The sequence below is a fragment of the Deinococcus roseus genome, assembly GCF_014646895.1.
Taxonomy (GTDB): domain Bacteria; phylum Deinococcota; class Deinococci; order Deinococcales; family Deinococcaceae; genus Deinococcus_C; species Deinococcus_C roseus.
The window spans coordinates 243,902-268,413 of sequence record NZ_BMOD01000001.1; the positions used below are offsets into that span (position 1 = coordinate 243,902).

The window sequence follows — 24,512 nt, forward strand, 5'->3', positions numbered from 1 at the left end:
TAATATATATTTTAAATGCATATTCATGACGGAGGACCACATGCTGACCGCCCCACAACTTCACCTCATCAAAGCCACAGTTCCCGTGCTCAAACAACACGGAACCACCATCACCAGCCACTTCTACCGCCGCATGTTTGCCCGGCATCCAGAATTGCAGAACGTTTTCAATTTGACCCACCAGCAAACCGGAGCACAGTCCCGCAGCCTGGCTGCTTCGGTGCTGGCTTACGCAGAATTCCTGGACCAGCCTGAATTTCTGTCCGGCATGGTGGCCCGCATTGCCCACAAACACGCCAGTCTGGATGTCCTGGCCGAACACTATCCCATTGTGGGCGAAAACCTGCTGGCTGCCATTCAGGAAGTGCTGGGAGATGCTGCCACACCTGAAATTCTGGACGCCTGGGGTGCAGCTTATGGGATCCTGGCAGACATCATGATTGGTGTGGAAAAAAACCTTTATCAGGCTGCTCCCTGGGAAGGGTTCAAAGCCTTTCAGGTGGTCCAGAAGGTGCAGGAAAGTGCCCAGATTGTTTCTCTGCACCTCAAACCGCTTGATGGCACTTCCATTGCGCCCTTCAAACCTGGTCAGTATGTCAGTGTGCGCCTGAAAACCGAACACATGCCCTACACCCAGATTCGCCAGTACAGCCTCTCTGATGCCCCAGGCAAGGACACCCTGCGCATCAGTGTCAAGCGTGAACTGGCCCCCCAGGGCAGCTTTGATTTGCAAGATGGCCTGCTCTCCAACCTGCTCCATGACCACATTCAGGTGGGAGATGCGCTGGATGTGCACGCTCCCATGGGAGATTTTGTCTTGCAAGAACGGGGCCGCCCTGTGGTGTTGTTGGCAGGTGGAGTGGGCATCACTCCCCTCTTGAGCATGGCCAAAGCTGCAAAAACCAGCGAGGTGCACCTGCTGCAGTTCGTGATGAAAAAAGCAGACCATACCTTCAGAGATGAACTCTCTGCCCTGCAAGTCGAAAACCCACAGGTTCAGGTGACCGTGTTTTACACCGAAGTGGGAGCAGATGAGCTTCTGGGCATTGACCACCAGGACACGGGCCTGATCTCCACAGAGAAACTTCTGAAACATGTCCCCCTGGACGCAGATTTTTATTATTGTGGTCCGGCAGGCTTTATGCAGGCTGTGGAAAGCATTCTGGATGATTTGCAGGTTCCAGCAGCCCGGCGTTTCTTTGAAGCTTTCAGCCCCACCCAGGATTTCAAAGTGGGAGAAGTCCAGCTCCAGGGCTGATTTGCAGAGCAAAACCAGGGAAAACCCCTGATCAACCCCATACCTCAAAAAATTCAGTTTAAACTCGGTTTTTTTTCTTGTTCCAGAGGATGAAAATCTTCTGGTTTATTTTTTTGTCTCTTGACAATTTCGTCTTTTTAATGGCATCAATAAAGGCAGGTTCTGAAATTCAGCAGGACCTTGCGCCAGAGGAAGTCCGCAGAATTGTGATCTACCCAAGCAAAAATCGTCCCTCTGTGGGATTGCTCATAGATTTATCGCCGCAATCATCAAATTCTAAATGTTGGTTCTGGTGCGGCTTAAAAAAGATGACTTTATGAACCAGCATTTCAAGTGAGGAGCAGGACATGACTTTAACAGAAGAAAAAGCCTCCCGATCCGCCCGCAAAAAGACAGAAATTTCCCCAGTCCCAGGCATGGGGGCCATTCCCACCCCAGACGGGGTGAGTTTCCGGGTGTGGGCACCCAACGCCACTGCCGTGTGCGTGGGTGGAGATTTCAACAACTGGAACAAAACCGAGCACCGCCTCGCCAAAGAAAAAAACGGTTTCTGGTCGATTTTTGTGCCTGGGGTCAAACCCGGAGCCACCTACAAATTCAGAATCAAAAACAAGGGTTTTGATGCCTGGAAAATGGACCCCTACGCCCGCGAAGTCACCAGTTCTGTTGGAGAATGCGTGGTTTACGATCCCACCTTTGACTGGGGCGACCTCAAAGAATACCGGGTTCCAGCCTGGAATGAAATGATCATCTATGAACTCCACGTGGGCACCTTCAATGCGCCCGAAGGGCAACGCGGCAATTTCGATTCTGCTGCAGAAAAACTGGATTACCTCTCGGACCTGGGGGTCAACACCCTCCTGATCATGCCGCCCATGGAGTTTGCCGGAGACATCTCCTGGGGATACAACCCCGCCCATCCTTTTGCTGTGGAAGGGGCTTATGGGGGCCCCAATGCCCTCAAACGCTTCGTGAAAGCCGCCCACGAGAAAGGCATTGCCGTGCTGATCGATGTGGTCTACAACCACTTCGGACCTTCAGACCTCGACCTCTGGCAATTTGACGGCTGGAGCGAAAACGGCAAGGGTGGCATCTACTTCTACAACGACTGGCGTTCTTCTACACCCTGGGGAGACACCCGCCCGGATTATGGCCGCGAAGAGGTGCGCCAGTACATCCGCGACAACGCCCTGATGTGGCTGGAAGAATTCCAGATGGACGGCCTGCGTTTCGATGCCACCGCCTACATCCGCAACGTGCAGAGCAACGAAAACCCCGGAGATGACCTGGAAGAAGGCTGGGGACTCTTGCGCTGGATCAACGATGAAATTGAAGCAAGACAGCCCTGGAAAATCACCATTGCAGAAGATTTGCGGGGCAATGCCCTGGTGACCGCCCCCACTTCAGAAGGCGGCCTGGGCTTCGATGCCCAGTGGGATTCTGGATTTGTACACCCTGTGCGCGAAGCCCTGATCGTGCAGGAAGACCTGCACCGCAACACCCAGGCTGTGGCCAATGCTGTGCTCAACTGCTACAACGGAGAGGCTTTCAGTCGGGTGGTCTACACCGAATCCCACGATGAAGTCGCCAACGGTCATGCCCGTGTTCCCGAAGAAATCTGGCCCAACAATGCTGCCAACTATTACGCCAAAAAACGCTCCACGCTGGGGGCCTGCATCACCTTCACCTCTCCTGGCATTCCCATGGTGTTCCAGGGTCAGGAAATGCTCACCGCAGGCTGGTTTGACGACAGCAATGTGATGGACTGGTCTCTGGCAGACAACTTCAAGGGCATCACCCAGATGTACCGGGACCTCAAGCAGCTCAGGCAAAACGCTTACGGGCACACTGCGGGCCTCAAAGGTCCGAATGTGGTGGTGCACCGGGTGGACATTGAGAAGAAAATGCTGGCCTACCACCGCTTCGATCAGGGGGGTCCCAAAGACGACGTGATCGTGGTGGTCAACCTGTCGGGTCAAACCCTGGAGAACTTCGAAATTGGCTTCCCCAGAGAGGGCCTGTGGCGCACCCGTTTTCACTCCGACTGGGAAGGATATGACAGCGAATTCACCAACGTGTTCAGCCACGATGTGGACGCAGAAGAAGCCGAAATGGACGGGATGCCTTTCAAGGGCAGCGTGGCTGTGGGACCTTACAGCACCATCATCCTGTCCCAGGATGAGTAAAGTCCGCCCAGAGGACCGCCCCTTCTTGATGCGCACCCTGGAACTTGCCAGGGAAAGCGTTGAGAAGGGGTCCTCCCCCATTGGTTGTGTGGTTGTGAACGGTCAGGGCCAGATCATTGCAGAGGGCCGCAACCGGGCACATGAACCCTGGCCAGACCATCCCCACGAGGTGGCAGATTCCAGTTTCGCCCATGCCGAGATGGTGGCCTTCTACCGTCTGGGACGGATTGAGAAACCAGAGGAGTGCACCCTGTACTCCTCTCTGGAACCCTGCCTGATGTGTGGAGGGGCCATCGGAATGGTGCAACTCGCCCGTGTGGTGTGGGCCTGCGATGACCCCTGGGGCGGGTCTGGACGCCTGATCAAATGGGACATGCATCCGGCCTATGAAAAAACCGAGGTGGTTCCGCATCCTTTTGAAGATCTGGAGCAGGAAGCCACAAAACTGTTTGCACCCGAAGCCAGAAAGGCTTACCCAGCAGAAGGCTGGGAGGCCTGGATCAAAAGGTACCCGGAGACGGCAGAGCTGTCATAGACCTGCTGTCTTGAAAAGACCAGAGCCTTCAAAGCTCTGGTCTCTTTGTGCTGTTCATTTCTGCAGGAATTCCAGCAACCTGAGGTTCAACGGTTCATCCTCAATCAGGAAGGCATCGTGACCGTGTGGGCTCTGCAGTTCCCAGTATTCGCTGTTCTTCATTTGTGCCGCCACCTGCCGCACTTCACTGGCAGGATAAAGGATGTCGGTGGAGATGCCCACCAGCAAAGTGGGCACGGTGTTGCGCCGCAATTCATCGTCGGTCACCTCAAAGAGGTCCATGGCCTGGGTGATCAAGAGGTAGGTGTTGGCATCAAAGCGCTTGAGCAGTTTTTCCCCGTGGTACTCCAGATAGGTCTGGATGGCGCTCTGGTTGGGATTGAATTTGGACTGCCCGCCCTGTGTCATCTGGTAGGACTCCGGGCTGCGGTAACTGATCATGGCGATCTGGCGGGCGATGGCCAGACCGTGGGGTTGCTCCTGGTACTTGCCGCCTTTCCATTCAGGATCGCTGGTGATGGCGTTGCGCTGGGAGACATTGAAGCTCTTGGCCCAGGCACTGTGGCGGGCAGGTGCACCAATGATGATGGCTTTCTTCAGGCACTCAGGATAGCTTCTGACCCATTCCAGGGCCTGCATGCCGCCCATGCTGCCCCCAATGACGGTCAATTTTTTGACGCCAAGGTCTTTGATCAGTTCTTTTTGCACCCGCACCATGTCATGGATGGTGATGGGGTCCAGCCCGATTTCTTTGGGACCAGAGGTTCCTGAACACCCCCCCAGCACGTTGGAACACACGATGAAGTGCTTTGTGGGGTCCAGGGTCTTCCCTTCCCCGAACATGTCTGCCCACCAGCGGTGCACGGCACTGGTGCCGGTGAGGGCATGGCAGACCAGAATGGCATTGTCTTTTTCGGCGTTGAGGGTGCCGTAGGTGTGGTAACCCACCCGGATGTTGCTGAGGATGCGGCCAGAATCCAGAATCAGAGGTGCTTTCTCAAAGAACCACTTGTAACTGGGCGTGATGGTGTAGTCGTGCTGACTTTTGGCGACGAACGTAAACGGGATGGCTCCCTCATCGGTTTCGAAAGCGAACTCGAAGCGCATGTGCTCCCCTCCAGGAGAAAAGAGTGTTGATCTGCGGGGGAACTAAAGATTCCCCCTCTCGTGGTGTTGAGAAGGGGAAATGGTGGTTTACGCCCTTCTCTTATCGTCCCCGAATGGGACCATCGTGGTCTTTCGGGCTGGTGAGCACCGTACCGTGATGGAGGTCGGTTGCTGCGGCGTTGCGGGCCAGTTCCCTGCGCCGACTCTGGATAAGAGTCGCCTGTGTCTCACAGGCTAAATGTCAGTGTATCGGGTCTCTGGGGGCAGTGTCAACTTCTGGGCTTTGCTGGTGTTTTGCTGCTGTGCTGTTGCTCGATCTGGATTGTTACAAACATGACAGCAACCTCAAAGCCTGCTGTCTGATGGGATTCTCATGCTGGTTGCTTAATTTGATACCGTGAAACCTTATTTGTTGCCTGTTCTACTGATCACTGGATGTTTGCTCACTGGATGTCAAACCATCGCCCCCAAAACCCCTGAAGCTGTCCTGGCAGACAAAACCAGCCAGCTGGTCATTCAGCACAAACTGCCCTCCCTGAGCATCACCCTGTTCAATGAAAAAGCCATATTGCAGCAGTCTGCCAAAGGGGTGCGCAAATACGGCTCTCCTGAAGAAGTCACCTTGCAGGATGTGCACCACCTGGGGTCCATCACCAAATCCATGACCGCCACCCTGATTGCCACGTATGTGGAAAGCCACAAACTGTCTTTCCAGAGCAAACTCAAGGAGCTGTTGCCAGACACAGAAATGCGGGAAGAATACCAGAACATCACCATCGACCAGTTGCTGTCCCACCGCTCAGGCATTGTGGATGACCTGGAGCCCCAGCCCGGGTGGTGGGATGCCAGCATTCCTCTGGCCACCCGCAAAGCCGACTTCATCAAGGACCTGCTGCAAACCCCTCTGAAGCATGCCCCTGGGACTGCTTTTGAATATTCCAATCCAGGCTATGCCCTGCTGGCTGCCATTCTTGAGAAAGTGGGCAAGAAACCTTTTGAAACCCTGATTGAGACACAGCTTTTCAACCCCCTGCACATGAAAGGGTGCAGCATGGGTTACACCTGGGACGTCTCCAGCGTTTCACAACCCTGGCCCCATGTGCTGCAAGCGGGAGTCCCTGTGCCTGTTCCACCAGTGTATCCCACACAGGAAAACAATCTGGTGGTGGCGGGCAACACCGAGGTGATCGATGGCGCAGACAATGTGCGCTGCCCGATGTCCGATCTGGTGTTGTATGGTCAGGCCCACATGAACGGTGAAAATGGCAAGAATGGCTTCTTGAAAGCCTCCACCTTTCAGGAGCTTCACAAGGACCATTACGGTGACCAGTATGGTTATGGCTGGGTGGTCAACAAGACCGACAGTGGAGAGCTGGTGCTGGGCCATGATGGCAGCAACACCCTCAATTACGCTTCTCTGATCCTCATTCCTGCTTTTGAGCTGGGCACTGTGGGGGTCAGCAACATCGGCGGGGATGAAGCCCAGAAAGCCATCTATGCAGGCATGACCCAGGCCTTTCAACTGGGCCCCAGCGGCCACCAGCAATTGAAACCCGCAGAGGTGCAACAGGGGTTCAGACAGCGGGGTTCGGGGCTGCACTGAATTCTGGTACACTGGTAAAGCTTGTTGCGGTGACTGGCGCAGCGTGGAGTACCACGGGGAAGCCGCAGCGTTGGAGTGCCGCACGCCTGGGCGAAGAAGCTTTGTGATCCCATAGGAGGGCTTTTCGTGCGCGCTATACTTTCTGTCAGCAATAAAACCGGCATCGTGGACTTTGCAAAATGTCTCGTGGAAAAAGGCTTTGAAATCATCTCCACCGGAGGGACCTTCAAAACCCTGAGGGACGCTGGAGTCGCAGTCCGTTATGTCACCGAAATCACCGGCTTTCCTGAAATTCTGGAAGGCCGGGTCAAGACCCTGCACCCCGCCGTGCACGGGGGCATCCTGGCCCGCAGAACCCCCGAGCATCTGGCCCAACTGGACCAGCAGGACATCACCCCCATTGATCTGGTGTGCGTGAACCTTTACCCTTTCCGGGAAACCATTGCAAAACCCGATGTGACCTTCAATGATGCCATCGAGAACATCGACATCGGTGGACCTGCCATGATCCGTGCCAGCGCCAAAAACCACGAGTCGGTGCTGATCGTAGTGGACCCCTCAGATTACCCCGAGATCCTGGGCAACCTGGGGAATGTCACCTCTGGGTACAGAAAATACCTGGCCCAGAAGGCTTTTGCCCACACTGCCGCTTACGATACTGCCATTGCCAATTACCTGGCCCCCTCCAGCAGTCTGCCTGCCCAGAAAACCGTGGAACTGACCCAGGTCATGGAACTGCGTTATGGAGAGAACCCCCACCAGAAAGCCGCCCTGTACAGAGAAGGCAGCCAGAAAGGTACCGTGCTGGACGCCGAGGTGCTGCACGGCAAGGCCATGAGCTTCAACAACTACACCGATGCAGAAGCCTGCTGGAACCTGTCCACCGAGTTCAGCGAACCCACCGTGGTGGGGGTCAAGCATGCCAACCCCTGCGCTGTGGGCACCGGGGAGACCCTGGCCCAGGCCTGGCAACGCGCTTACGAAGCCGATCCTGTAAGCATCTTCGGGGGCATTGTGGCCGTCAACCGCCCGCTGGACGCCGACACCGCCCGTGCCCTCAAAGACGTGTTCCTGGAAGTGATTCTGGCTCCCGAGTACACCCCTGAGGCTTTTGAAATCCTCAGCAAGAAGAAAAACCTGCGCTTGATGAAGGTCGCACAGGCCCCCAAACCCACTCTGGATTACAAGCGCATCAATGGGGGTTTTGTGGTGCAGGAAGCCGACACCCTGGGTCTGGAAGGCATCCAGCAAACCGTGGTGACCAGGCGTGCTCCCACCGAACAGGAGCTGCAGGATTTGCTGTTCACCTGGAGGGTGGTCAAGCACGTCAAATCCAACGCCATTGTGGTTGGCAAGGATGGACGCACCACCGGAATTGGGGTGGGGCAGGTGAACCGCATCTGGGCCACCAAGCAGGCCATCGAGCACGCAGGTGAGCACGCCAGAGGCAGTGTGCTGGCTTCTGACGCCTTCTTTCCCTTTGATGACGTGGTGAAAACCGCTGCTGCTGCTGGCATCACGGCCATCATCCAGCCCGGAGGCTCTGTGCGCGATGAAGACAGCATCAAAGCTGCAGACGAACTGGGCATCGCCATGGTTTTCACTGGCGTGCGTCACTTCAGGCACTGAGATCCTGCATGCAGCCGATTTACGGAAAAGACACTGCACGGGACATCAAGTACAACGTCAAACTGGAAATTGCCCGCTGGAACGGCAGGGGCATCACCCCCAGAATGGCAGTGGTTCTGGCTTCCAGCGATCCAGCCAGCCTGGTATACGTGCAAAGCAAAAAACGCACGGCTGAAAGCCTGGGATTGGGTCTGGAGGTCTTTGACCTGGGGGCCGAAGTGTCCCAGCGTGAGTTGGAGCAAACCCTGCACCGACTCTCAGACAGTGCAGAATTTCAGGGGGTGATGCTGGAGTTCCCTCTGGCCCCCCATCTGGACCCTGAAAAAGCCCTGTCCCGCATTGCTGCACACAAGGATGTGGAAGGGCTTTCTCCGGCCAACCTGTCCCTGATTGCCACAGGTCGGGAGAAGGATGCCATTCTGGCCCCCACCCCCCATGCCTGCATTTTGCTGGCTGAAACCCAGGGACCCCTGATCGGGAAGCGTGTGGCCGTGATTGGTCCGGGCCGCACGGTGGGCAGACCCCTGATCAGCATGCTGATCAACCGGGGAGCCACTGTCACGGTGGTCACCGAACACACCCGCGAAGTGCAGACCACCCTGAAAGACTGCGAGGTGATCTTTGTGTGCGTGGGCCGCCATGGCCTGCTCAGGAAAGCCGCCATCACCGAGGGTCAGATCGTGATTGATGCAGGCATCAACGTGATCAACGATGGCCTGAAAGGCGATGCAGACCCAGAAATCTATCCCCTTTTAAAAGCCTACTCTCCAGTTCCCGGAGGGGTGGGCGTGGTGACCAGTGCCCTGATCTTCCAGAATTTCGTACGCGCACTGGAGTTGCAGGCCCAGGAAGCCCTCACTGGAGGTCAGGCATGAGCCTGTGGAATCAGAACATCCAGGATTTGCTGAACCAGACCGCCAGCGATGCCCCCACTCCGGGGGGTGGATCGGTGGCAGGACTGACCGCCTCTTTTGGTCTGGGGCTCATCATCATGGCCCTGGAGATTTCCAGACCCAAGAAGAATGCAGATGTCACTGGAATTGAAGCGCTTTTGATCGAGTGCCGTGAACTGCTGACCATCCTGCAAACCCATGCGGATCGGGATGTGGCGGCATTTGAGCGTTACATGGAAGCCCTGAAACTCCCCAAGGGCACCGAGGAACGCAAGACGGCGGTCAAAAGCGCCACCCGCAATGCTGCCCTCACCCCTCTGGAAGCGGCACAGGATGTGCTGCGGGCTGTGGGACTGGGAAAAAGAGCAACCTTTCTGGCCCACAACAGCATCATCAGCGATGTGGGGGCCGGGGTGGCCCTGCTCAGGGGAGCCAGCCAGGCTTTCTTGCTGACCGTGGACATGAACCTGAAATACGATGCAGACCTGAACTCTGAATTTGCCGCAGAGCGCACCCGTGTGCTGCAAGACACCCAGGATCTGGCAGAGGAAGTGCTGGCTGTGGTGCAGGGCATCCTGTCCTGATTTCTGGCTGTTTTGCAAAACCCTGAACTCCGGCCCATCTGGGCCGATTTTTTGTTTGCCTTTCTGGTGCAGCTTTTTGCATTGCGAATTGGTTTTGATGATCAAAAGAGGCTTTCTGATAAAGCACTTGTATAGGCAAGTTAAGAACTATCAATGGCAAAATTTTCTGAATTTGGTAGCGTTTCCATATGGAACAACCCAAGTCTGGGAACCGGCAACGGTTCCGTCTTCAGCATGCCCTTGCAAGCCTCACCCTGGCCCTGACCGTTTCAAGCTGCAACCTCATGCCAGCTCCTCCCAAAATCGTCAATCCCGGTCCTGTGGTCAATGGCCAGGACGTGATTTACTTCGCGCTGACAGACCGTTTTGCCAACGGAGACACCAGCAACGACAACGGCAGCAACACTGGCCCCGGAGACAAAGCCCAGCCCAGCAGCCCCATCAGCTGGCACGGCGGAGACTTCAAAGGCCTGGTCCAGAAAATCAACGAAGGCTATTTTGAAAAACTGGGGGTCACCGCCATCTGGATTTCCCCCGTCTACCTGCAGGTGCCTTCCCAGCTGGCCGGAGATGGCCCCAACGCTGGAAAATACCACGCAGGCTACCACGGCTACTGGGCCGAGGATTTCTTCAAAGTGGACCCCCACTTCGGCACCCTGGATGACCTGAAAAACCTGGTGAAAACCGCACACAGCAAAGGTCTGAAAATCGTGCAGGACATGGTGGTCAACCACGCTGGATACGAAGCCCAGCTGGTCAAGACCCACCCCGACTGGTTCCACACCGCAGCAGATTGTGATGCCAGCAGCAACAAAGATGTGGACTGTGCCCTGGCAGGTCTTCCTGATTTCAAACAGGAGAAAGCCGAAGTCACCAAGTTCCTCAATGACTCCGTGGCCTACTGGATCAACGAACTGGACATCAACGGCATCCGCATGGACACCATGAAGCATGTCCCCGACACCTACTGGAAACAGTTCTTCAAAGCTGGAGGGGTTGGAGATCCAGCCAAAATCTGGACCGTGGGCGAAGTGCTCTCTGGAGACATCAACTTCAACAAGAAGTTCATCAATGACCTGGGGTCCCCTGCCCTCTTTGACTTCCCCCTGCAATTTGCCCTCAAGGACAACCTGAGCAGTGCAGGCGGCAACCTGAATGCCATCGCCAGCATCTTCGATCAGGATGGGCTTTACAACGACCCCAACAAACTGGTCACCCTTGTTGACAACCACGATGTGAAACGCTTCGTCAGCGAAGCTGTGGACCGGGGCGTGGGCCTGTCTGAGGCCAGAGAGCGCCTGGATCTGGCCCTTTCCCTGATCTTCACCTCTCGGGGCACCCCCAGTGTCTACTACGGCACTGAAATCGGCATGATTGGCAAGGGCGATCCCTACAACAACGTGCTGGGTGAATCCAACCGTGAAGACATGGATTTTGGCAAGCTGGCAGCAAGCACCCTGGATGAGCGCATCAAAGCCCTCAGCGATGCCCGCAAGAAGAGCGAAGCCCTCAGAAAAGGCAAACAGGAAGTGCTGTCCCGTCCGGCCACCAACGGCGGGCAACCCCTGCTGGCTTTCCGCAGAACCCTGGCAGGCAGTGACCCCGTGGTGGTGCTGATCAACAACAGCAATGCAGACCTCAACCTCAGCAGTCTGGCTGCAGGAAAAGTGCAACTGCTCGGCACCTTTGCCAAAGGTTCCACCCTCAAAGAGCTGACCGGCAAATCCCACAGCCTTGTTCTGGATGCAGACGGCAACCTGACGGGAAACATCGCCAAACGCAGCGTGCTGGTTCTGAGCGCCCAGGCAGGCACTGAACCTGGCACCGATGCCACCCTTCCCCAGCCCACCAACCTGGACCGGGTGGTTGGATTTGAAGCCGTCAAACTCACCTGGACCCCCGCCGTCAGCGACAAAGTGGGCGGATACCGGGTGTACCTCAGCACCGACGGAACCACCTTCAAGCGTTACAACGCCGAACCCGCTCCAGCCAACCTGGGCAGCCTGATGGTAGAAGGTCTGGACTCCAGCAAAACCTACACCTTTAAACTGATCAGCGTGGGCAAAGACGGCCGGGAAGCCACCACTGGTCCTACCACCACTGCACAGCCCAATGCCATGTCCACCGTCAGTTTCACCGTGGATGCCCGCTCCCAGGGCGATGCCCAGATCCAGGTTCGCACTTTTGTCAATGGTGAAAACCGCGTCAACCTCACCCCCGATCCTGTCCACAGAGGCTTCTGGAAAGGCACGGTGTCCCTGCCCATCTTCAAAACCACCTCCTTCAAGTTCGGCAACGGCTCTCCAGCTGCCAAAAACAGTGGTTATGAAGGCACCGGCTACACCAACCGTGAAATCACCCCGGATGAGCCCACCGAAACCGTGAGCGGCGTCTACAACTTCATCACCGTTCCAGCGCCTGACAGCTTCATCTCTGGCAAGGTCACCTCTTCTGGTACAGGAATCAAGGACGTGCTGCTGGACGCAGCCCTCGATCCCAATTACTACTTTGCCCTGACCTACAGCGATGGAACTTACTACCTGCCGGTTCCCAGCGGCACCACCACAGATGTCACCGCCAGCAAAGTCAGCTATGGCAGCAAAACCGCCAGTGGCACCAGTGGTCAGACCGACCTGAACTTTGACCTGCCCCTGACTGCAGCACCCAAATACACCGTTGATGGCAACCTCGCAGACTGGACTGCTCCCAAGATCACTGTCACCAACGCAGCAGGCGGCTACGACACCGGCTTTGGTGGAGACAACATCTTCAAAGAGCTGCGCATCGACTCTGACGACAACTTCCTGTACCTGGGCTACGTTTACCGGGCTTCTGGAAACTCTGCCATTGTGCACCTGGACTTCAAAGACGGTGGCTTCACGGATGCCAACACCATCAATGCCTGGGCCAGAAAAGCCACCTTCAACAATGGCATTGATGCCTTCGTGGCCCAGTACCAGGAGCAGGGTGCCCAGATGTGGGTTTTCAATGGCAGCAACGTGGACCAGAACAACAACTTCACCAGAGTCACCACAGGCACTGGCCCCGAGTACACCACCGAAGTGGCCATCCCCTGGAATGCCCTGGGCCTTGCAGGCAAACCTGCACACGTGAATGCTTATGCCGGGGTTTACGGCGGAGACAACTATGGTGCCGGAGACATCCTGCCCAGCGAAAAATCCACCCCTGCCTACCCGGGCAACACCATTGCAGCCAGCTATGACCCACCGGTTCAACGTCAGGTGACCTTCACCAACCCCATCCAGATCCTCCCCTGATCTTCAGGTTGCAGTAAAGAAGATCCCCCAGGTGTGCGCCTGGGGGATTTTTTGATTCCGTGTTCTTTGCTCTGGCTCTGAAAGCTCTGTTTCTGAAGGCTCTGTTTCTGAAGGCTCTATTTCTGGACCTTTTATTTGGCCTGTTGTTGAATCATTTGTTCCAAAATCTTCTGTGCAGAGATGCTGGCTTCAGATTCCACACCCAGCTGTTTGATGTCGTGGAAGAGCTCCAGGGGCAAATCAATGCCTGATTCTCCGGGATCCACCAGCACCAGTTTGCCATTGCGCTCGTAGAATCCCCAGAAGTCGCCACCATCCAGTTTTCCGCTGCCGTTCTTGTCCAGCCAGGCCACCGGGATGTAACGGCGGCTCGTACTCAGGGAAATCTGGTAATTGGCCACTTTGCCGGAAGCCGCCACATCAAAAAACCTGGAGAAATTGGGGTCACACAACATTGCAGGGTTTCCAGTGTATGCACACGCAATCACGGAGGTTCCCTTTGCATTCACATCCGTGGGTTTTACCTGAACGCTCAGCATTTCAGTCCTGGTGGTGATCCCGGAATTGGCTTTCACAGTGATGGTGTAATTTCCAGCAGAGTCAGCCAGTGCTTTCACGTCAATGCGAAACTTGTTGGAACCCAGATTGACCAGGGTGGCCTGCAGTTTGGCATCCACACCTTCAATTTTCACATCAATGGGCTGGGCAAACCCACCCGTCAGGTTGAGGTGCAGGGTGGCAGAAGCGCTTGATTCAGCTTCCAGGGTGATGGCTGGAACGTCCAGCAGCACATTGAAATCCGGCACTGGGATGGAATTGGCCATCTGCACAGCTTTGAAGGCATTGATCAGGCCTGCACCGCAGCCATTGGCCACCCGACACTGCTCGTTGCTGAGGGGTGTGGCGGTTTTCTTCAAAATCTCCACAGCTTCCGCATAGTTCAGGTTGGGTTTGACGCTCTTCATCAGGGCCACCACACCCGCCACGTGGGGTGCAGCCATGCTGGTGCCCTGCAGGAAAGTGTGGATGAATTCCTTCTTGACATCGTCTTTGCCGAGGCTCAACACACCGTCGGGTTTTGTATCACCATTGAGGTCCTGGGCCATCTCCCCACCTGGAGCCATCACATCCACCCGGGTCCCAAAGTTGGAGAAGGTGGAGCGGTCACTGGCAAAACCCGTGGATCCCACGGTGATGACGTTTCCGCAACTGGCCGGACTGAACTTGCTGGCATCGGCATTGGAATTGCCAGCAGCCACCACCACGATGATGCCTTTGGCGGCCAGTTTGTCAAAGAGGGCCTGATAGGCAGGCAAATCTGAGCAAATGGCCTTGCCTCCCAGGCTCATGTTGATCACCTGGGCAGGGTTGGCATTGGCGGGCACTCCGGCCACAGGTTCTCCTGCAGCCCACAACAGACCGTCCATGATGTCAGACAGGGGGCCTCCAGCCAGACCCAGCACCCGCACAGGCACAATCTTGGCTCCCCATGAAACGCCTGCCACTCCAGCGCCGTTGTTTGTGGCTGCAGCAATGGTGCCTGCCACGTGGGTTCCGTGGTAGGAGGTGGTGTCGTTGCTGCCCGTGTCTTCAGGGTCAGGGTCCCGGCTGTCTCCATCTCCGGTGGGTGTGTCGCCTGTGAGGGTTGCGAAATCGTAACCCGGCAACAGTTTTCCAGCCAGTTCCGGGTGACCCTTCAGGATCCCGGTGTCTGCCACCGCCACGGTCACATTGCTCCCGGTGGTGATGTCCCAGGCTTCCTGCAGCTTGATGCTGTTGTAGTGCCACTGGAAGCCCAGCAGGGGATCATTGGAGGTCTTCATGGGATACATCATGTAATCGGGCTGGGCATATTCAACGTTGGGATCGGCCCTGAGGGCAGCCAGCACGCTGGCCGTCTGGGCACGGGTGGCACCATCAAAAGCCAGCAGTTTTACCCCGGACAGGGCAAGGTTCCTTTGCAGGTGCAGGGTTTTTCCAGCCACCTGCACCAGCCCTTGCTTGCTGAAACCTGCCTCGTTGCGGTATTTGACCAGGAAGTGGCCTGGAATCACATCAGGGCTGAGGGACTGGGCGGCTTCTTGCTGGCTGAGGCTGAGGCTGGTGTCAAAAAAACCCACCTGTCCCTTGATGGTGCCCTGGGTGGGTCCCCCGCCGCCTCCTCCGCAAGCTGCCAGCACCACGCTCAGCAAGGTGGCATTCAACCCCAGTGTCACATAAGTCTTTTTCATTCTTCCTCCTTCAGGTCCAGTTGGACACACCTGGCTGGACCGCACTGCGTGGGCAGCATGCACTTGCCCTGGACTGAACAACTCTGGAAAACTGATGATGGTTCCGACAGGATGGAAGCACCGGGTCTGGCGGTTGTGGGTGCCAGAATTTCCCCTGTGCACCCTCTGATGCACCCGGCCACTGAGAAACCCACAGGACGAACGTTCCAAATGGTCCTGCAATTGAAAGGATGTTGCGCCTGAACTTCAGGTGAACCACAACCTGTTCTGTATAAACTCATCCTCCGTTCATATGCAGAGTAGCATTTTGCACCTGCATGCAGGATGATGGGCATCACACCTCCGGCCAGGGCAATGCTCTAAAACCAAATCCAGCATCATTGTCCAAAGAAGAGGCACCAGAACAGCATTCTGGTGCCTCTTGAGCTTCTTAAGGGAAGGGGTTTTCAGGGCAGGCTTTTGCCTGAATGCCCTGTGATCGTTTCAGGCAGATTCATCCACAGCAACAGCTTCCATCACCTGATCGTCTTCTGGGAGTTGCACACTGGCGTACACGTCGGTGTGCTCTTCCAGCCAGCGTTTGCGGTACACCATGAAAGCCGCAGTGGCGGTGTCCCGGATGGTGAGGGCATTCATGGTGCCTCCCACTGCAGCACCCACCAGGGGCACCAGTTGCAGGGCTTTGCGCTGGGTCAAATTGATGCCCAGGCTCTTGGCAATTTCCCGCACACCCAGTTTCTCCAGGGTGGCGGGCAGCAAGATGGACACCACTTTGTCCAGTCCTGCACCCTGACGCAGTGCACGGGTGATGGCGTGCATGCTCAGGATGAATTTTTCCCTTTGCCCCACATCCAGGGCCGAAGCAGAACCCAGAATGCCACGGGCCAGGGCTTCTTCTTCCGGGGAATCCACTTTGTAACCATATGCCGCTGCCACCTGCCTGATCACCCGCTGGGTCACGGTGATCAGGATGGGCACATCCAGCAAAATGGTGGCCCAGCCTCCTGCACCTGCGGCTGCCCCGGAGGCCGTCCCCACCCCGAGGTTTTCCAGAATGATCTTGCGGGCCACTGCATCTCTGGCCTGCAGTTCACAGGGAATGGATTTGCGGGTGACTTCCACGCTTTTTTCGATTTTTTGCCCATCCAGCAGGTGGTCTGCCAGAGAAGCCGTGCTGCTCAGGGCCTGCTCCACGGCTCCAGTCACCCGCTCGGTCATGCTTTCAGGGATGTATTTGGCCAGGGATCCCAGACCACGTTCCACCAGCAGGGCTGTCTTTTTCCCGGTCTGCTCCAGGGCAGTGGGTCGGGCACTGGCCCAGCGGTCTATGTCCTGGCGGGCTTTTTGGTGGTAGGCTCTGGCTTCCTGGGCCTGTTCATAAAGCATCATGTCGGTGCTGCTTTGCCCCTCTTCGGTTTGTGCAGCATCCTCCACTGGAGGATTTTCACTTTGATGTGAGCTGTCATGTGGCATGTCGGTCTCCTTGATCAGAGTATGGGGTTTGAGGGTCCAGGGTTCCCTGACCTGCAGGGCAGGTCACAGTTCCTCCACCACCAGCGCCCCGAAGTACATCAGTTGCAGACCGTCATGGGCCTTGAGGATTTCACGGATTTTCTGTTTGTGCTCGGAATCGGCAGCATAAATGCCCACCGTCACTCCACCTTCTTCCCAGGCTTTCTGGTGCTCCTGCAGAATCACACTTTCATCTCCAAACGAATTCAAATTGGCCGTGAGCTGGCTTTTCAGGTCATCGTCTGCGCTGGTGTGCACAATGACTTCTGAAAAACCTGCATTTTGCAGCTCTTGCTGAACGGCTTGCAGGTGCTCACGTCTGATCACACCCACCACGTAACCTCTGGGATAATTTTTTTGCGGCATGTCGTCTCCTCTGCAGTCAGTGTCTCACAGAGGAAAAAGGAGATGCCGCAGCAAAACATACGATCAGTGAAACGCCATCAGTAGAGGTCCAGGCTGGTCAGGGCACGCCGCACCGTGTCTTCAATGGCCCTGGCCTGATCGTTCCCTGGTGCAGGAAACAACACCTGAAAATACAGCGCCTGGAAGAAATTGCGGGTGTTGTGCAATCGGGCCATGCCCAGCTCACTGTCAAAGGAACTGCGCCAGGCCACGCCAGACACCAGGCTGTACAGCCAGTCGTCCAGTTTCTGGGCTGAAACATCCGAACGGGAAAGCAGGGTGGAAATCACCCGTGCCATGCGTTCCGGTTCATTGTGGGTATAAAACACAGGCTGCTCAGGGGCCACTTTGCTTTTGAGGGCATCCAGCAGCACATCCAGATCCGAGGCAGTGGTTCTGGGGTTTTCTGCCATGCGCCACAGCACATCTGCAGCATGGGCCACCCCGTGCATCCAGCCCTGCTGGTCATTGAAGGCCCGGAGGTCTTTTTCAGCTTTCAGGTAGGCCGCAATGCCTGTCACCACCTGCTGGTACTCTGCATCAGAAAGAAACCGGTTGCGGGCATCCCTGCGCATCACCTCAGAGAGGATCAGGGCAGAGAAAGTCCTTCCAAAGACCGTGGGGGTGCCTTCTTCTCCAATGCCTTTTTGCAGCCCTTTCAACAGCAGTGCGGTGAGGTCACGGGCAGCGGAATCGGTCAGGGTACCACCCCGCAGCCAGTTTGCGAACACCTCGTAGCCCACCACATCCCGCAGCACCGGGTCAGGAGAGGCAAGGCACTGGAACAGCAGGGGACTGAGGGTGTCCGGGGTTTGCTGATCTGGCAGCATGCCAGAACGCACATCCATCCAGAAATCAGAGGTGTATGGAGGCTCTCCACAGGTGGCATCCTGAGCGAAAGCAGGCTGGGTCAGCAGGGCCAGAAACAACCAAGACAGGCATGTTTTTTTCATGGGTTCACCTCAGGAGGACTTGCACAGATTTGGTTTTGCACAGATTTGGGTCTCTCCTGACCATAGACCTATACTGCTTTCCATGACAGTCCCCTTTGAAAGCAGCTTTTCCGAAGGCGTGTCTGCTGGCCCTGGTCATTTTGCAATGCAGGAAAACTGTGCCCACATCACCAGTTTCCAGGCGGCGGCATTGCTGGTAGAAACGGACCCTCTGGATCTGCTGCTGGTGCATCTGGAACAGCAATGGACCATCAAGGAGGCCGCAGAGCAACTGGGCTGGTCCCTGTTGAAAACCTACCGCCAGGTGCAGCGGTTGCTGGACCTGGGTTTGCTGGTGGTCAGCCAGCACATTCCGCGCAAAGGCCGGGCCATCAAAAAATACACCGCTGCCTGTGAATGCTTTTTTGTGCCCTACCACCTGACCCCCATGGGGGCTCTGGAGCAGTTGCTGGATGTGCTGGAACAGGATGCCAGACGGATGCTTTTTACCAGCACAGCACGGGTGTTTGAGGCAGAGTCGGTCAGAACCCAGCATGAAGTGGGACTTCATCTGTTCAGAAACCGCCATGGACAGCCTTCGGTGATTCATTCGCTGTGCGCCGAAAACCAGCCGCCCAGAGGCATCGTGCGCAACCTGCTGGACCAGGAAGCCACAGCTTTGTGGAACGAATGGGCTTCTCTGCGGCTGAACCATGACGATGCCAAAGCTTTGCAGCAGCGTCTGGCCAGTCTGGTGCGTGAGTTTTCAGAAAAACAGGGCTCTGGCCGTTACCTGATGCGGGTGGCCCTGGTGCCTGTGGAGGATGCCAGCCCCTGAGTTTGCTCCCTGCAGGGTATGCAGGTCACTGGGACAGCCGTCTGATCTGGCGGGCAAACTGGGAGGCCTCGGTCCAGCTGAAAACCTTGTGGCTGAAGGTCCCCAGGGTTTCGGTCAGGTGCTCCCAGGAGGTGAGCAGGGTCCCCTGCACTTTCCAGTGGGTCTGTTCAGGCTGTTCTGCAGCCTCGGCGGTGTAACCCCGGCGGCCTGCCACAGCTGCAGTTTCCTGCGATTTGGGAGACAGTTCGCGGTACACCAGCACCGGGTAGACTTTGGTGCCCACGGCCTGTTCCAGGGCCTGGGTGGCATGCCAGGCGTTCTGAATGGCGTGGGACTGGCGGTCATTGTTGACAAAAATCTGGTCGCCCTGCTGGTGCACCACACCACTGCGCTTCTGGGGCAGCAACGCAAAAATGCCATACCTGGAAACCAGCACGTATTCCATGCTGTGGCGGCCCACCACAATGTCTTCACGGATGAACCAGTCGTCCGAGAGGGTGTACACATTTTCTTCGTAGCGGACTGCTTTCAGGTTCGGTGTGCGAGGCAGTGAGGTGACGTAGGTACTGGGCACTCGGGCAATGGTCATGGTCTACCTCCAGATCCCTTCAGATTCCATTCTGGATCTGCATGGCCCATTTTTGCATAATCATGCCCATGCTGTACAGGAATTGAAATCAATTTTGTTTTTTGCTATAGAATTCAATTGTAAAGATCGAAAAAGCACATTCAAAAAAACCTTTTTCTGGACATGAATTTTGTAACTTTGTAAGGCTTTTTGCATTGTTGGTTTCCGGAAAAAATCAGCATTGAAAACTTTCCGCCTGAAAAACCCATTCAAATTGTTATACATCTTGAGAATGTTCCCCACAAAGTAACAATCCCCGAGGAATTCCTCGGGGACAGAAAATTTCTGAAATGAAGGGAGATGCTTTATTGTGCAAGGGCCACAGGTGAGCGGTTGACCTTGACAGCAGGCTTTTTGGCTTCCATGGCACGCAGCCCTTTGCTGATTTCCACGATTTGCTTGGGGGACAGGGTGCCCATGTCATGGGATTTCAGGTAAGGCAGCACCTGCTCAGGGGTCAGCAGTTTGATCCCGGAAGCTTCCAGACCATGCACCTCGCCACCCGTGAAGACAGCAATGGGAATGGCTCTGGCCTTGACCTGGGATTCGATCATGGCATTGCACATTTTGATGGATTTCACGATGTAGTCGTGGGGGTGCCCGTTCACCAGAATGCTGGTGGAGTTGGCAGTGATGGTGCCCGTCGCAGTCTGCTGAAAAATGGTGAAGAGGCCCACGCGGGACACCACAGCAAAATCAACCACATGGTGGTCCAGCGCAATGTCTTCACGGATGTACCAGTCGTCATTCAGGGAGAAAATGGCGTCTCCCAGGCGGACAGGTTTGGTGGATGTTGCCTGAGTGGGAGTTTTCTTCTGATTGCGACGGAAAAACAACATGCAGACCTCCGGGTGTAAGCAAGGACACTTTAAAATCCTGTTACCGGATTGTAACACATTTGTGTTGCATGTGTAAGGTGGTGGTTGTTGAACTGGGTCCATGTTTCAGGGTTGGGTCATGCCCCATACACCACAAAGCAGTCCAGGGTTTTCTGGACTGCTTTTGGAGGGACTGTGCAGGGGAAACAAAACCCTTTAGAATCTAAGGTTTGCTGAGTTTACTGGGTTTCCTCAGTATCGCCACTTCTTGGCTTCTTCCAGAAGCACATTGATGCGTTTGAGCACTTCCCGCAAATCATTGTCGTTGTGGGGGGTATCCACCTTGAAGGTCAGGTAGGTTTTCAGGCGCTCTGGAGAAAAGATCTTCAGGGCCCCCACTTCTGCACCAGTGATTTCACTGTCTCTGAACACCATGATGGCTTCCAGAGGAATGCCCAGGTATTTTCTCAGGGGCTTCAAAACACCCGTGACATCGGTGGGGAGGGGCTCGATTTTGTCTCCGTTGACATACAGACCACGGGGTGTGGCGGTAACTTTTCCGCGTTTGGCAGGTTCAAAAATGCAGAACACGCCGTAAGGAGAAACCGCCACATAATCCACGCTCATGCGCTCAATGGTGACATTTTCACGGATCAGCCATTCATCGGGCATTTCACCCAGAATGTCCCCCACCCCTTTGGGAATGGGTTTGGGTTGCGGTGGGGCATCCTCATCTTCGGCATCGTCGGAGTCATCGAATTCAGGTTCTACGGGCTTGGGTTTGAAGAGGCGTTTGAAGAAGGTCATAGAAGCGACTCCCGTTGTTGTCTGGTCGGTGGTGACTGGTGAGGCTCTGCAGGGCTGCCAGGGGGCAGCGATACCCAATCATACCCCATTACTCAGAAATCAAAATGGAGCTTTCATGAGCAGGGCATCAGGCAAATGCCTGAGTCAAACCGCCTCAACCCTTCTTCAACCCTCCTTCAACCCTGCACATCAGACCGTCACTGGCTCCACGTATTCCCCATACACCTTGCGCAGCACGTCCATCATCTCGCCCAGGGTGCAATACGCATGGGCGCAGGCAATGAAGGCTGGAGTGGTGTTCAGGCCCATCACAGCGGCATCCCTGAGGGCTTGCAGACCTTCTGCCACCAGACGGGGATCCCGTTCCCGGCGCACCCGTGCCAGCCTTTCGGCCTGAATGCGTTCCACCACCGGATCAATCAATTGAATGGGCACATTGAGGGGCCGCTCATCGGTGAAGGCATTGACACCCACAATCAGGCGTTCTTTGCGGTCCACCTCTTTCTGGTACTGGTAGGCGGCTTCCTGAATTTCCCTGGCGTAATACCCCAGTTCAATGCCTGCCTCCACCCCTCCGAGGTCCCGGATCTGCTGGATGTACTGCATGGCCTGCTGCTCAATGGTGTGGGTGAGGGATTCCACGTAATAGCTGCCTCCCAGAGGGTCCACCACCCCGGCCACCCCGGTTTCGTATGCAATGATCTGCTGGGTTCTCAGGGCGATGGTGGCGGCTTCTTCGGTGGGAAGGGCCAACGCCTCATCAAAAGAATCGGTGTGCAGGCTGTTGGTGCCCCCCAGAACGGCAGCGAGGGCCTGAATGGCCACCCGGGTGATGTTGTTGAGGGGTTGCTGGGCCGTCAGGCTGACCCCGGCGGTCTGGGCGTGGGTTCTGAGCATCCAGCTTCTGGGGTTTTTCGCTCCGTAACGGTGGCGCATTTCTCTGGCCCAGATCCTGCGGGCCGCCCGGAATTTGGCGATCTCCTCGAAGAAATCATTGTGCACATCAAAGAAGAAACTGATGCGTGGCGCGAATTCATCGATGTCCAGGCCCCGTTCCAGGGCTTTTTCCACATAATGGAAACCATCGGCCAGTGTGAAAGCCAGTTCCTGCACTGCCGTGGCACCTGCCTCACGGATGTGGTACCCCGAAACACTGATGAAGTTCCACTTTGGCATGTGTTTTGGTGCCCATTCAAAGGTGTCAATCACCAGTTTGACGCTGGGTTCAGGCGGGAAAATGAACTCCTTCTGGGCAATGAATTCTTTTAAAATGTCGTTCTGAATGGTGCCGCCCACTTTATTGAGGTCATACCCCTGTTTCTGGGCGTTGGCGATGTACATGGCCCAGATGGCGTTGGCCGGGCTGTTGATGGTCATGGAGGTGGTGACCTCTTCAGGATTGATGTCCTGGAAAAGGATTTCCATGTCTGCCAGACTGGCCACCGCCACCCCGCATTTCCCGACCTCTCCCTTCGAGAACGGGTGGTCCGAGTCGTAACCCATCAGGGTGGGCAGGTCAAAAGCCGTGGACAGTCCGGTCTGGCCAGCACCCAGCAGGGCTTTGAAGCGTTGGTTGGTCTGCTCTGCGCTCCCAAACCCTGCGAACATGCGCATGGTCCAGAGTTTGGCCCGGTACATGCTGGGCTGCACCCCACGGGTGTAAGGGTATTCTCCGGGGTAACCCAGGTCTTCTGGTTTGAGGTCCTTCACATCCTCTTTGGTGTAGAGGGGTTCAGGATCCAGGTCAGAGAGGGTTTTGAAGTTGTATTGCCGTTCGGGGAACTTCTGGGTGGCCTTCTGGTACTGGGTGTTCAGCCATTCATTCTTTGTGGGCATGGGGGCCTCCATTTGTGACAGTTTTTTCGCGCTTTGCTTTTATTTTGTCACAGATTCATGGGAAGACAAACCCTGTACCCTGAAGTGTGGACTTCATTCAGCGAACCCGGCGCTTCTCCCCTGCCCTGGCAGACCACCTGCAACAGGTGGCCCAGCAAACCCTGGATTTTTCTGGCCTCCATCCGCTGGACCATTCCAGACACAATCATGTTCACCTGTGGAAACTGGAATACGAAGCAGATCTGCACCCAGAAATCAACCTGCAGTACCGGGTGGATTGTGCCCGCTTTGTGCAGCAAAGCTGGACAGAGCAACTGAAATTTCATCCAAAAGGGGCCTACCTGTTTTACCTGTATGAAGACCTGGCTCCAACGGTTTCTGTGGTGAGGGAAACCGAATACGAATTTCCTTACGCAGGAACACCCGTTTTCGTGGAGGACATGGCTGGAGTGATGCGCCTTTATGTGGGCAGGTCCTGGAAAGCACAATTCAAAGGAAACCGCCTGGACCGCCATGTGCTGGAACAGCTTGAAAAACATCAGGGCTCACTCACCCGCACAGCCCAGCACCTGAACCTCTCCATTGCGGAACTCAGACGCTGGATCGAGCAACTGCAACTGACCGCAGAGGTCAATGCCCTGCGCAAACACTTTTACAGGCGATCCCTGCAGCTGAAAACAGAATGGGAATTGCCCCTCACCTACCGGATTTACCACAAGCGCATTCAGCGGGATTGAGCACTCTAAGGAAGCAATCCTGACACAGCCCAGAAGCGCACATCTGGACCCTCAAACCCGTCTTTCTCGTACCTCAGGAAAGCAATGAATCCCCTGTTTTTGTCCCACACCCTCACCTGCTGGATGGCGTATTTCTGGGCACACACCCGGTCTTTTGGCAGGGCCAGATCTTTGAAAATCACTTTTTTGTTGAGTTGCACGTTCACGCCTCTGACCGAGGGGTTGATGCAACTGCTGGTTTTAAAAGTGATGGGCTGCACACCCATGGCATAGCTCTTGTTCTTGGCCTGAAACTGCACACTGGATTTTCCAAGTGGGCTGGCATACACGCTGCGTCCCAGGTTGCTGGACTGGATGCCATATTTGCTCAGCTGGGCAGCTTTGAGGGCCTGGGCTCTGGCACCATCGATGGTGCTGCCGTCTTGCTGCAAGGATTTGTTGACAGAAACCACAGTTTTGTTCTGGGAGACATTCAAAACCACAATTTCACTGAAAGGAAACCCACTTCCGTCATGAATCCCGTACTGCTCGTAAGCAGCGTATTTGCCATCTCTTGAAAATCCCAGGAACTGCAGCGTGGACTGGTCTGCAGCCAGAGCAGGCGTCAAAACAGACAGTACAGAAAACATCAAAGCACCCAACAAAAATCGCATGCCTTAGGATAAACAAATCCCTTGAGGCATGCTTTCTGGTTT

21 protein-coding genes and 2 riboswitches are annotated in these 24,512 nt (G+C 55.7%); of the genes, 11 read left to right on the forward strand and 10 right to left on the reverse strand.

Annotation, left to right across the window (positions count from 1 at the left end; all coding sequences use genetic code 11):
* Positions 1-25: 25 nt before the first annotated feature.
* The 3 genes from hmpA (at position 26) to IEY52_RS01080 (ending at position 3,979) form a co-directional block, all read left to right on the forward strand.
* A complete protein-coding gene (gene hmpA / locus IEY52_RS01070; protein ID WP_229684593.1) occupies positions 26-1,258 on the forward strand; it encodes an NO-inducible flavohemoprotein in 1,233 nt (410 codons plus the stop codon).
* Between the two features lie 347 nt (positions 1,259-1,605).
* Positions 1,606-3,444 carry an alpha-amylase family glycosyl hydrolase gene (locus tag IEY52_RS01075; RefSeq protein ID WP_229684594.1) on the forward strand — a complete coding sequence of 613 codons (1,839 nt, stop codon included), beginning with the start codon at positions 1,606-1,608 and terminating at the stop codon, positions 3,442-3,444.
* Positions 3,437-3,979 carry a nucleoside deaminase gene (locus tag IEY52_RS01080; protein WP_188998500.1) on the forward strand — a complete coding sequence of 181 codons (543 nt, stop codon included), beginning with the start codon at positions 3,437-3,439 and terminating at the stop codon, positions 3,977-3,979. Before IEY52_RS01075 ends, IEY52_RS01080 begins: the two co-directional genes overlap by 8 nt.
* Positions 3,980-4,033: 54 nt before the next feature.
* Here the strand turns inward: IEY52_RS01080 and metX are convergent, their stop codons facing one another.
* Positions 4,034-5,086, reverse strand: coding sequence for a homoserine O-acetyltransferase MetX (metX, locus tag IEY52_RS01085; RefSeq protein WP_188998504.1), 1,053 nt, complete (start codon positions 5,084-5,086; stop codon positions 4,034-4,036).
* A 97-nt stretch (positions 5,087-5,183) separates the two neighbouring features.
* Positions 5,184-5,302, reverse strand: a riboswitch (SAM riboswitch).
* A gap of 22 nt (positions 5,303-5,324) precedes the next feature.
* Between metX and IEY52_RS27065 the strand changes: the two genes are divergently transcribed.
* The 6 genes from IEY52_RS27065 (at position 5,325) to IEY52_RS01115 (ending at position 13,073) form a co-directional block, all read left to right on the forward strand.
* Positions 5,325-5,423 (forward strand): GlyGly-CTERM sorting domain-containing protein, encoded by a 99-nt coding sequence (locus IEY52_RS27065; protein ID WP_188998507.1) that lies wholly within the window; start codon positions 5,325-5,327, stop codon positions 5,421-5,423.
* A gap of 60 nt (positions 5,424-5,483) precedes the next feature.
* Positions 5,484-6,689: a serine hydrolase domain-containing protein gene (locus tag IEY52_RS01095; RefSeq protein ID WP_188998510.1), complete on the forward strand. Its 1,206-nt coding sequence runs from the start codon at positions 5,484-5,486 to the stop codon at positions 6,687-6,689.
* 19 nt (positions 6,690-6,708) lie between these two features.
* A riboswitch (ZMP/ZTP riboswitch) is annotated at positions 6,709-6,788 on the forward strand.
* 27 nt (positions 6,789-6,815) lie between these two features.
* On the forward strand, positions 6,816-8,318 hold the full coding sequence (purH, locus tag IEY52_RS01100; protein WP_188998513.1) for a bifunctional phosphoribosylaminoimidazolecarboxamide formyltransferase/IMP cyclohydrolase: 1,503 nt from the start codon (positions 6,816-6,818) through the stop codon (positions 8,316-8,318).
* An 8-nt stretch (positions 8,319-8,326) separates the two neighbouring features.
* Complete coding sequence (locus IEY52_RS01105) at positions 8,327-9,193, forward strand: bifunctional 5,10-methylenetetrahydrofolate dehydrogenase/5,10-methenyltetrahydrofolate cyclohydrolase (RefSeq protein ID WP_188998516.1); 867 nt, start codon at positions 8,327-8,329, stop codon at positions 9,191-9,193.
* Entirely contained in the window at positions 9,190-9,795 is a 606-nt protein-coding gene (locus IEY52_RS01110; RefSeq protein WP_188998519.1) for a cyclodeaminase/cyclohydrolase family protein, read from the forward strand. The genes IEY52_RS01105 and IEY52_RS01110 overlap by 4 nt, the downstream gene beginning before the upstream one ends.
* A gap of 188 nt (positions 9,796-9,983) precedes the next feature.
* Entirely contained in the window at positions 9,984-13,073 is a 3,090-nt protein-coding gene (locus tag IEY52_RS01115; protein WP_188998522.1) for an alpha-amylase family glycosyl hydrolase, read from the forward strand.
* Between the two features lie 131 nt (positions 13,074-13,204).
* Here the strand turns inward: IEY52_RS01115 and IEY52_RS01120 are convergent, their stop codons facing one another.
* From IEY52_RS01120 to IEY52_RS01135, 4 genes are all read right to left on the reverse strand, one after another.
* The gene (locus IEY52_RS01120) at positions 13,205-15,304 is read right to left on the reverse strand and encodes a S8 family peptidase (RefSeq protein ID WP_188998525.1); all 2,100 of its coding nucleotides are present in this window, start codon (positions 15,302-15,304) and stop codon (positions 13,205-13,207) included.
* Positions 15,305-15,787: 483 nt separating this feature from the next.
* Positions 15,788-16,777: an EcsC family protein gene (locus tag IEY52_RS01125; RefSeq protein WP_188998528.1), complete on the reverse strand. Its 990-nt coding sequence runs from the start codon at positions 16,775-16,777 to the stop codon at positions 15,788-15,790.
* A 63-nt stretch (positions 16,778-16,840) separates the two neighbouring features.
* Entirely contained in the window at positions 16,841-17,182 is a 342-nt protein-coding gene (locus IEY52_RS01130) for a hypothetical protein (protein WP_188998530.1), read from the reverse strand.
* Between the two features lie 77 nt (positions 17,183-17,259).
* A complete protein-coding gene (locus IEY52_RS01135) occupies positions 17,260-18,174 on the reverse strand; it encodes a DUF2785 domain-containing protein (protein ID WP_188998533.1) in 915 nt (304 codons plus the stop codon).
* An 82-nt stretch (positions 18,175-18,256) separates the two neighbouring features.
* Between IEY52_RS01135 and IEY52_RS01140 the strand changes: the two genes are divergently transcribed.
* Entirely contained in the window at positions 18,257-18,991 is a 735-nt protein-coding gene (locus tag IEY52_RS01140; RefSeq protein WP_188998536.1) for a hypothetical protein, read from the forward strand.
* Positions 18,992-19,016: 25 nt separating this feature from the next.
* Here the strand turns inward: IEY52_RS01140 and IEY52_RS01145 are convergent, their stop codons facing one another.
* From IEY52_RS01145 to IEY52_RS01160, 4 genes are all read right to left on the reverse strand, one after another.
* Positions 19,017-19,580 carry a hypothetical protein gene (locus IEY52_RS01145; protein ID WP_188998539.1) on the reverse strand — a complete coding sequence of 188 codons (564 nt, stop codon included), beginning with the start codon at positions 19,578-19,580 and terminating at the stop codon, positions 19,017-19,019.
* Positions 19,581-19,924: 344 nt separating this feature from the next.
* Positions 19,925-20,458, reverse strand: a complete 534-nt coding sequence (locus IEY52_RS01150) for a hypothetical protein (RefSeq protein WP_188998542.1) — start codon at positions 20,456-20,458, stop codon at positions 19,925-19,927.
* A 231-nt stretch (positions 20,459-20,689) separates the two neighbouring features.
* The gene (locus IEY52_RS01155) at positions 20,690-21,244 is read right to left on the reverse strand and encodes a hypothetical protein (protein WP_188998545.1); all 555 of its coding nucleotides are present in this window, start codon (positions 21,242-21,244) and stop codon (positions 20,690-20,692) included.
* A gap of 189 nt (positions 21,245-21,433) precedes the next feature.
* A complete protein-coding gene (locus tag IEY52_RS01160; RefSeq protein ID WP_188998548.1) occupies positions 21,434-23,080 on the reverse strand; it encodes an acyl-CoA mutase large subunit family protein in 1,647 nt (548 codons plus the stop codon).
* Between the two features lie 86 nt (positions 23,081-23,166).
* Here IEY52_RS01160 and IEY52_RS01165 point away from each other — a divergent pair, with 86 nt between their 5' ends.
* Positions 23,167-23,817, forward strand: a complete 651-nt coding sequence (locus IEY52_RS01165; protein WP_188998552.1) for a hypothetical protein — start codon at positions 23,167-23,169, stop codon at positions 23,815-23,817.
* Positions 23,818-23,822: 5 nt separating this feature from the next.
* Here IEY52_RS01165 and IEY52_RS01170 read toward each other — a convergent pair whose 3' ends face one another.
* Entirely contained in the window at positions 23,823-24,470 is a 648-nt protein-coding gene (locus IEY52_RS01170; protein ID WP_188998555.1) for a DUF2259 domain-containing protein, read from the reverse strand.
* Between the last annotated feature and the right edge of the window lie 42 nt (positions 24,471-24,512).

Coding starts and splice junctions, on each gene's coding strand:
- IEY52_RS01125 (WP_188998528.1), bottom strand. CDS start 16,777: ATGCCACATGACAGCTCACATCAAAGTGAAAATCCTCCAGTGGAGGAT.
- IEY52_RS01160 (WP_188998548.1), bottom strand. CDS start 23,080: ATGCCCACAAAGAATGAATGGCTGAACACCCAGTACCAGAAGGCCACC.
- IEY52_RS01145 (WP_188998539.1), bottom strand. CDS start 19,580: ATGACCATTGCCCGAGTGCCCAGTACCTACGTCACCTCACTGCCTCGC.
- IEY52_RS01140 (WP_188998536.1), top strand. CDS start 18,257: ATGACAGTCCCCTTTGAAAGCAGCTTTTCCGAAGGCGTGTCTGCTGGC.
- IEY52_RS01105 (WP_188998516.1), top strand. CDS start 8,327: ATGCAGCCGATTTACGGAAAAGACACTGCACGGGACATCAAGTACAAC.
- IEY52_RS01135 (WP_188998533.1), bottom strand. CDS start 18,174: ATGAAAAAAACATGCCTGTCTTGGTTGTTTCTGGCCCTGCTGACCCAG.
- IEY52_RS01080 (WP_188998500.1), top strand. CDS start 3,437: ATGAGTAAAGTCCGCCCAGAGGACCGCCCCTTCTTGATGCGCACCCTG.
- IEY52_RS01075 (WP_229684594.1), top strand. CDS start 1,606: ATGACTTTAACAGAAGAAAAAGCCTCCCGATCCGCCCGCAAAAAGACA.
- IEY52_RS01110 (WP_188998519.1), top strand. CDS start 9,190: ATGAGCCTGTGGAATCAGAACATCCAGGATTTGCTGAACCAGACCGCC.
- IEY52_RS01115 (WP_188998522.1), top strand. CDS start 9,984: ATGGAACAACCCAAGTCTGGGAACCGGCAACGGTTCCGTCTTCAGCAT.
- IEY52_RS01155 (WP_188998545.1), bottom strand. CDS start 21,244: ATGACCTTCTTCAAACGCCTCTTCAAACCCAAGCCCGTAGAACCTGAA.
- IEY52_RS27065 (WP_188998507.1), top strand. CDS start 5,325: ATGTCAGTGTATCGGGTCTCTGGGGGCAGTGTCAACTTCTGGGCTTTG.
- IEY52_RS01130 (WP_188998530.1), bottom strand. CDS start 17,182: ATGCCGCAAAAAAATTATCCCAGAGGTTACGTGGTGGGTGTGATCAGA.
- hmpA (WP_229684593.1), top strand. CDS start 26: ATGACGGAGGACCACATGCTGACCGCCCCACAACTTCACCTCATCAAA.
- IEY52_RS01170 (WP_188998555.1), bottom strand. CDS start 24,470: ATGCGATTTTTGTTGGGTGCTTTGATGTTTTCTGTACTGTCTGTTTTG.
- IEY52_RS01150 (WP_188998542.1), bottom strand. CDS start 20,458: ATGTTGTTTTTCCGTCGCAATCAGAAGAAAACTCCCACTCAGGCAACA.
- metX (WP_188998504.1), bottom strand. CDS start 5,086: ATGCGCTTCGAGTTCGCTTTCGAAACCGATGAGGGAGCCATCCCGTTT.
- IEY52_RS01120 (WP_188998525.1), bottom strand. CDS start 15,304: ATGAAAAAGACTTATGTGACACTGGGGTTGAATGCCACCTTGCTGAGC.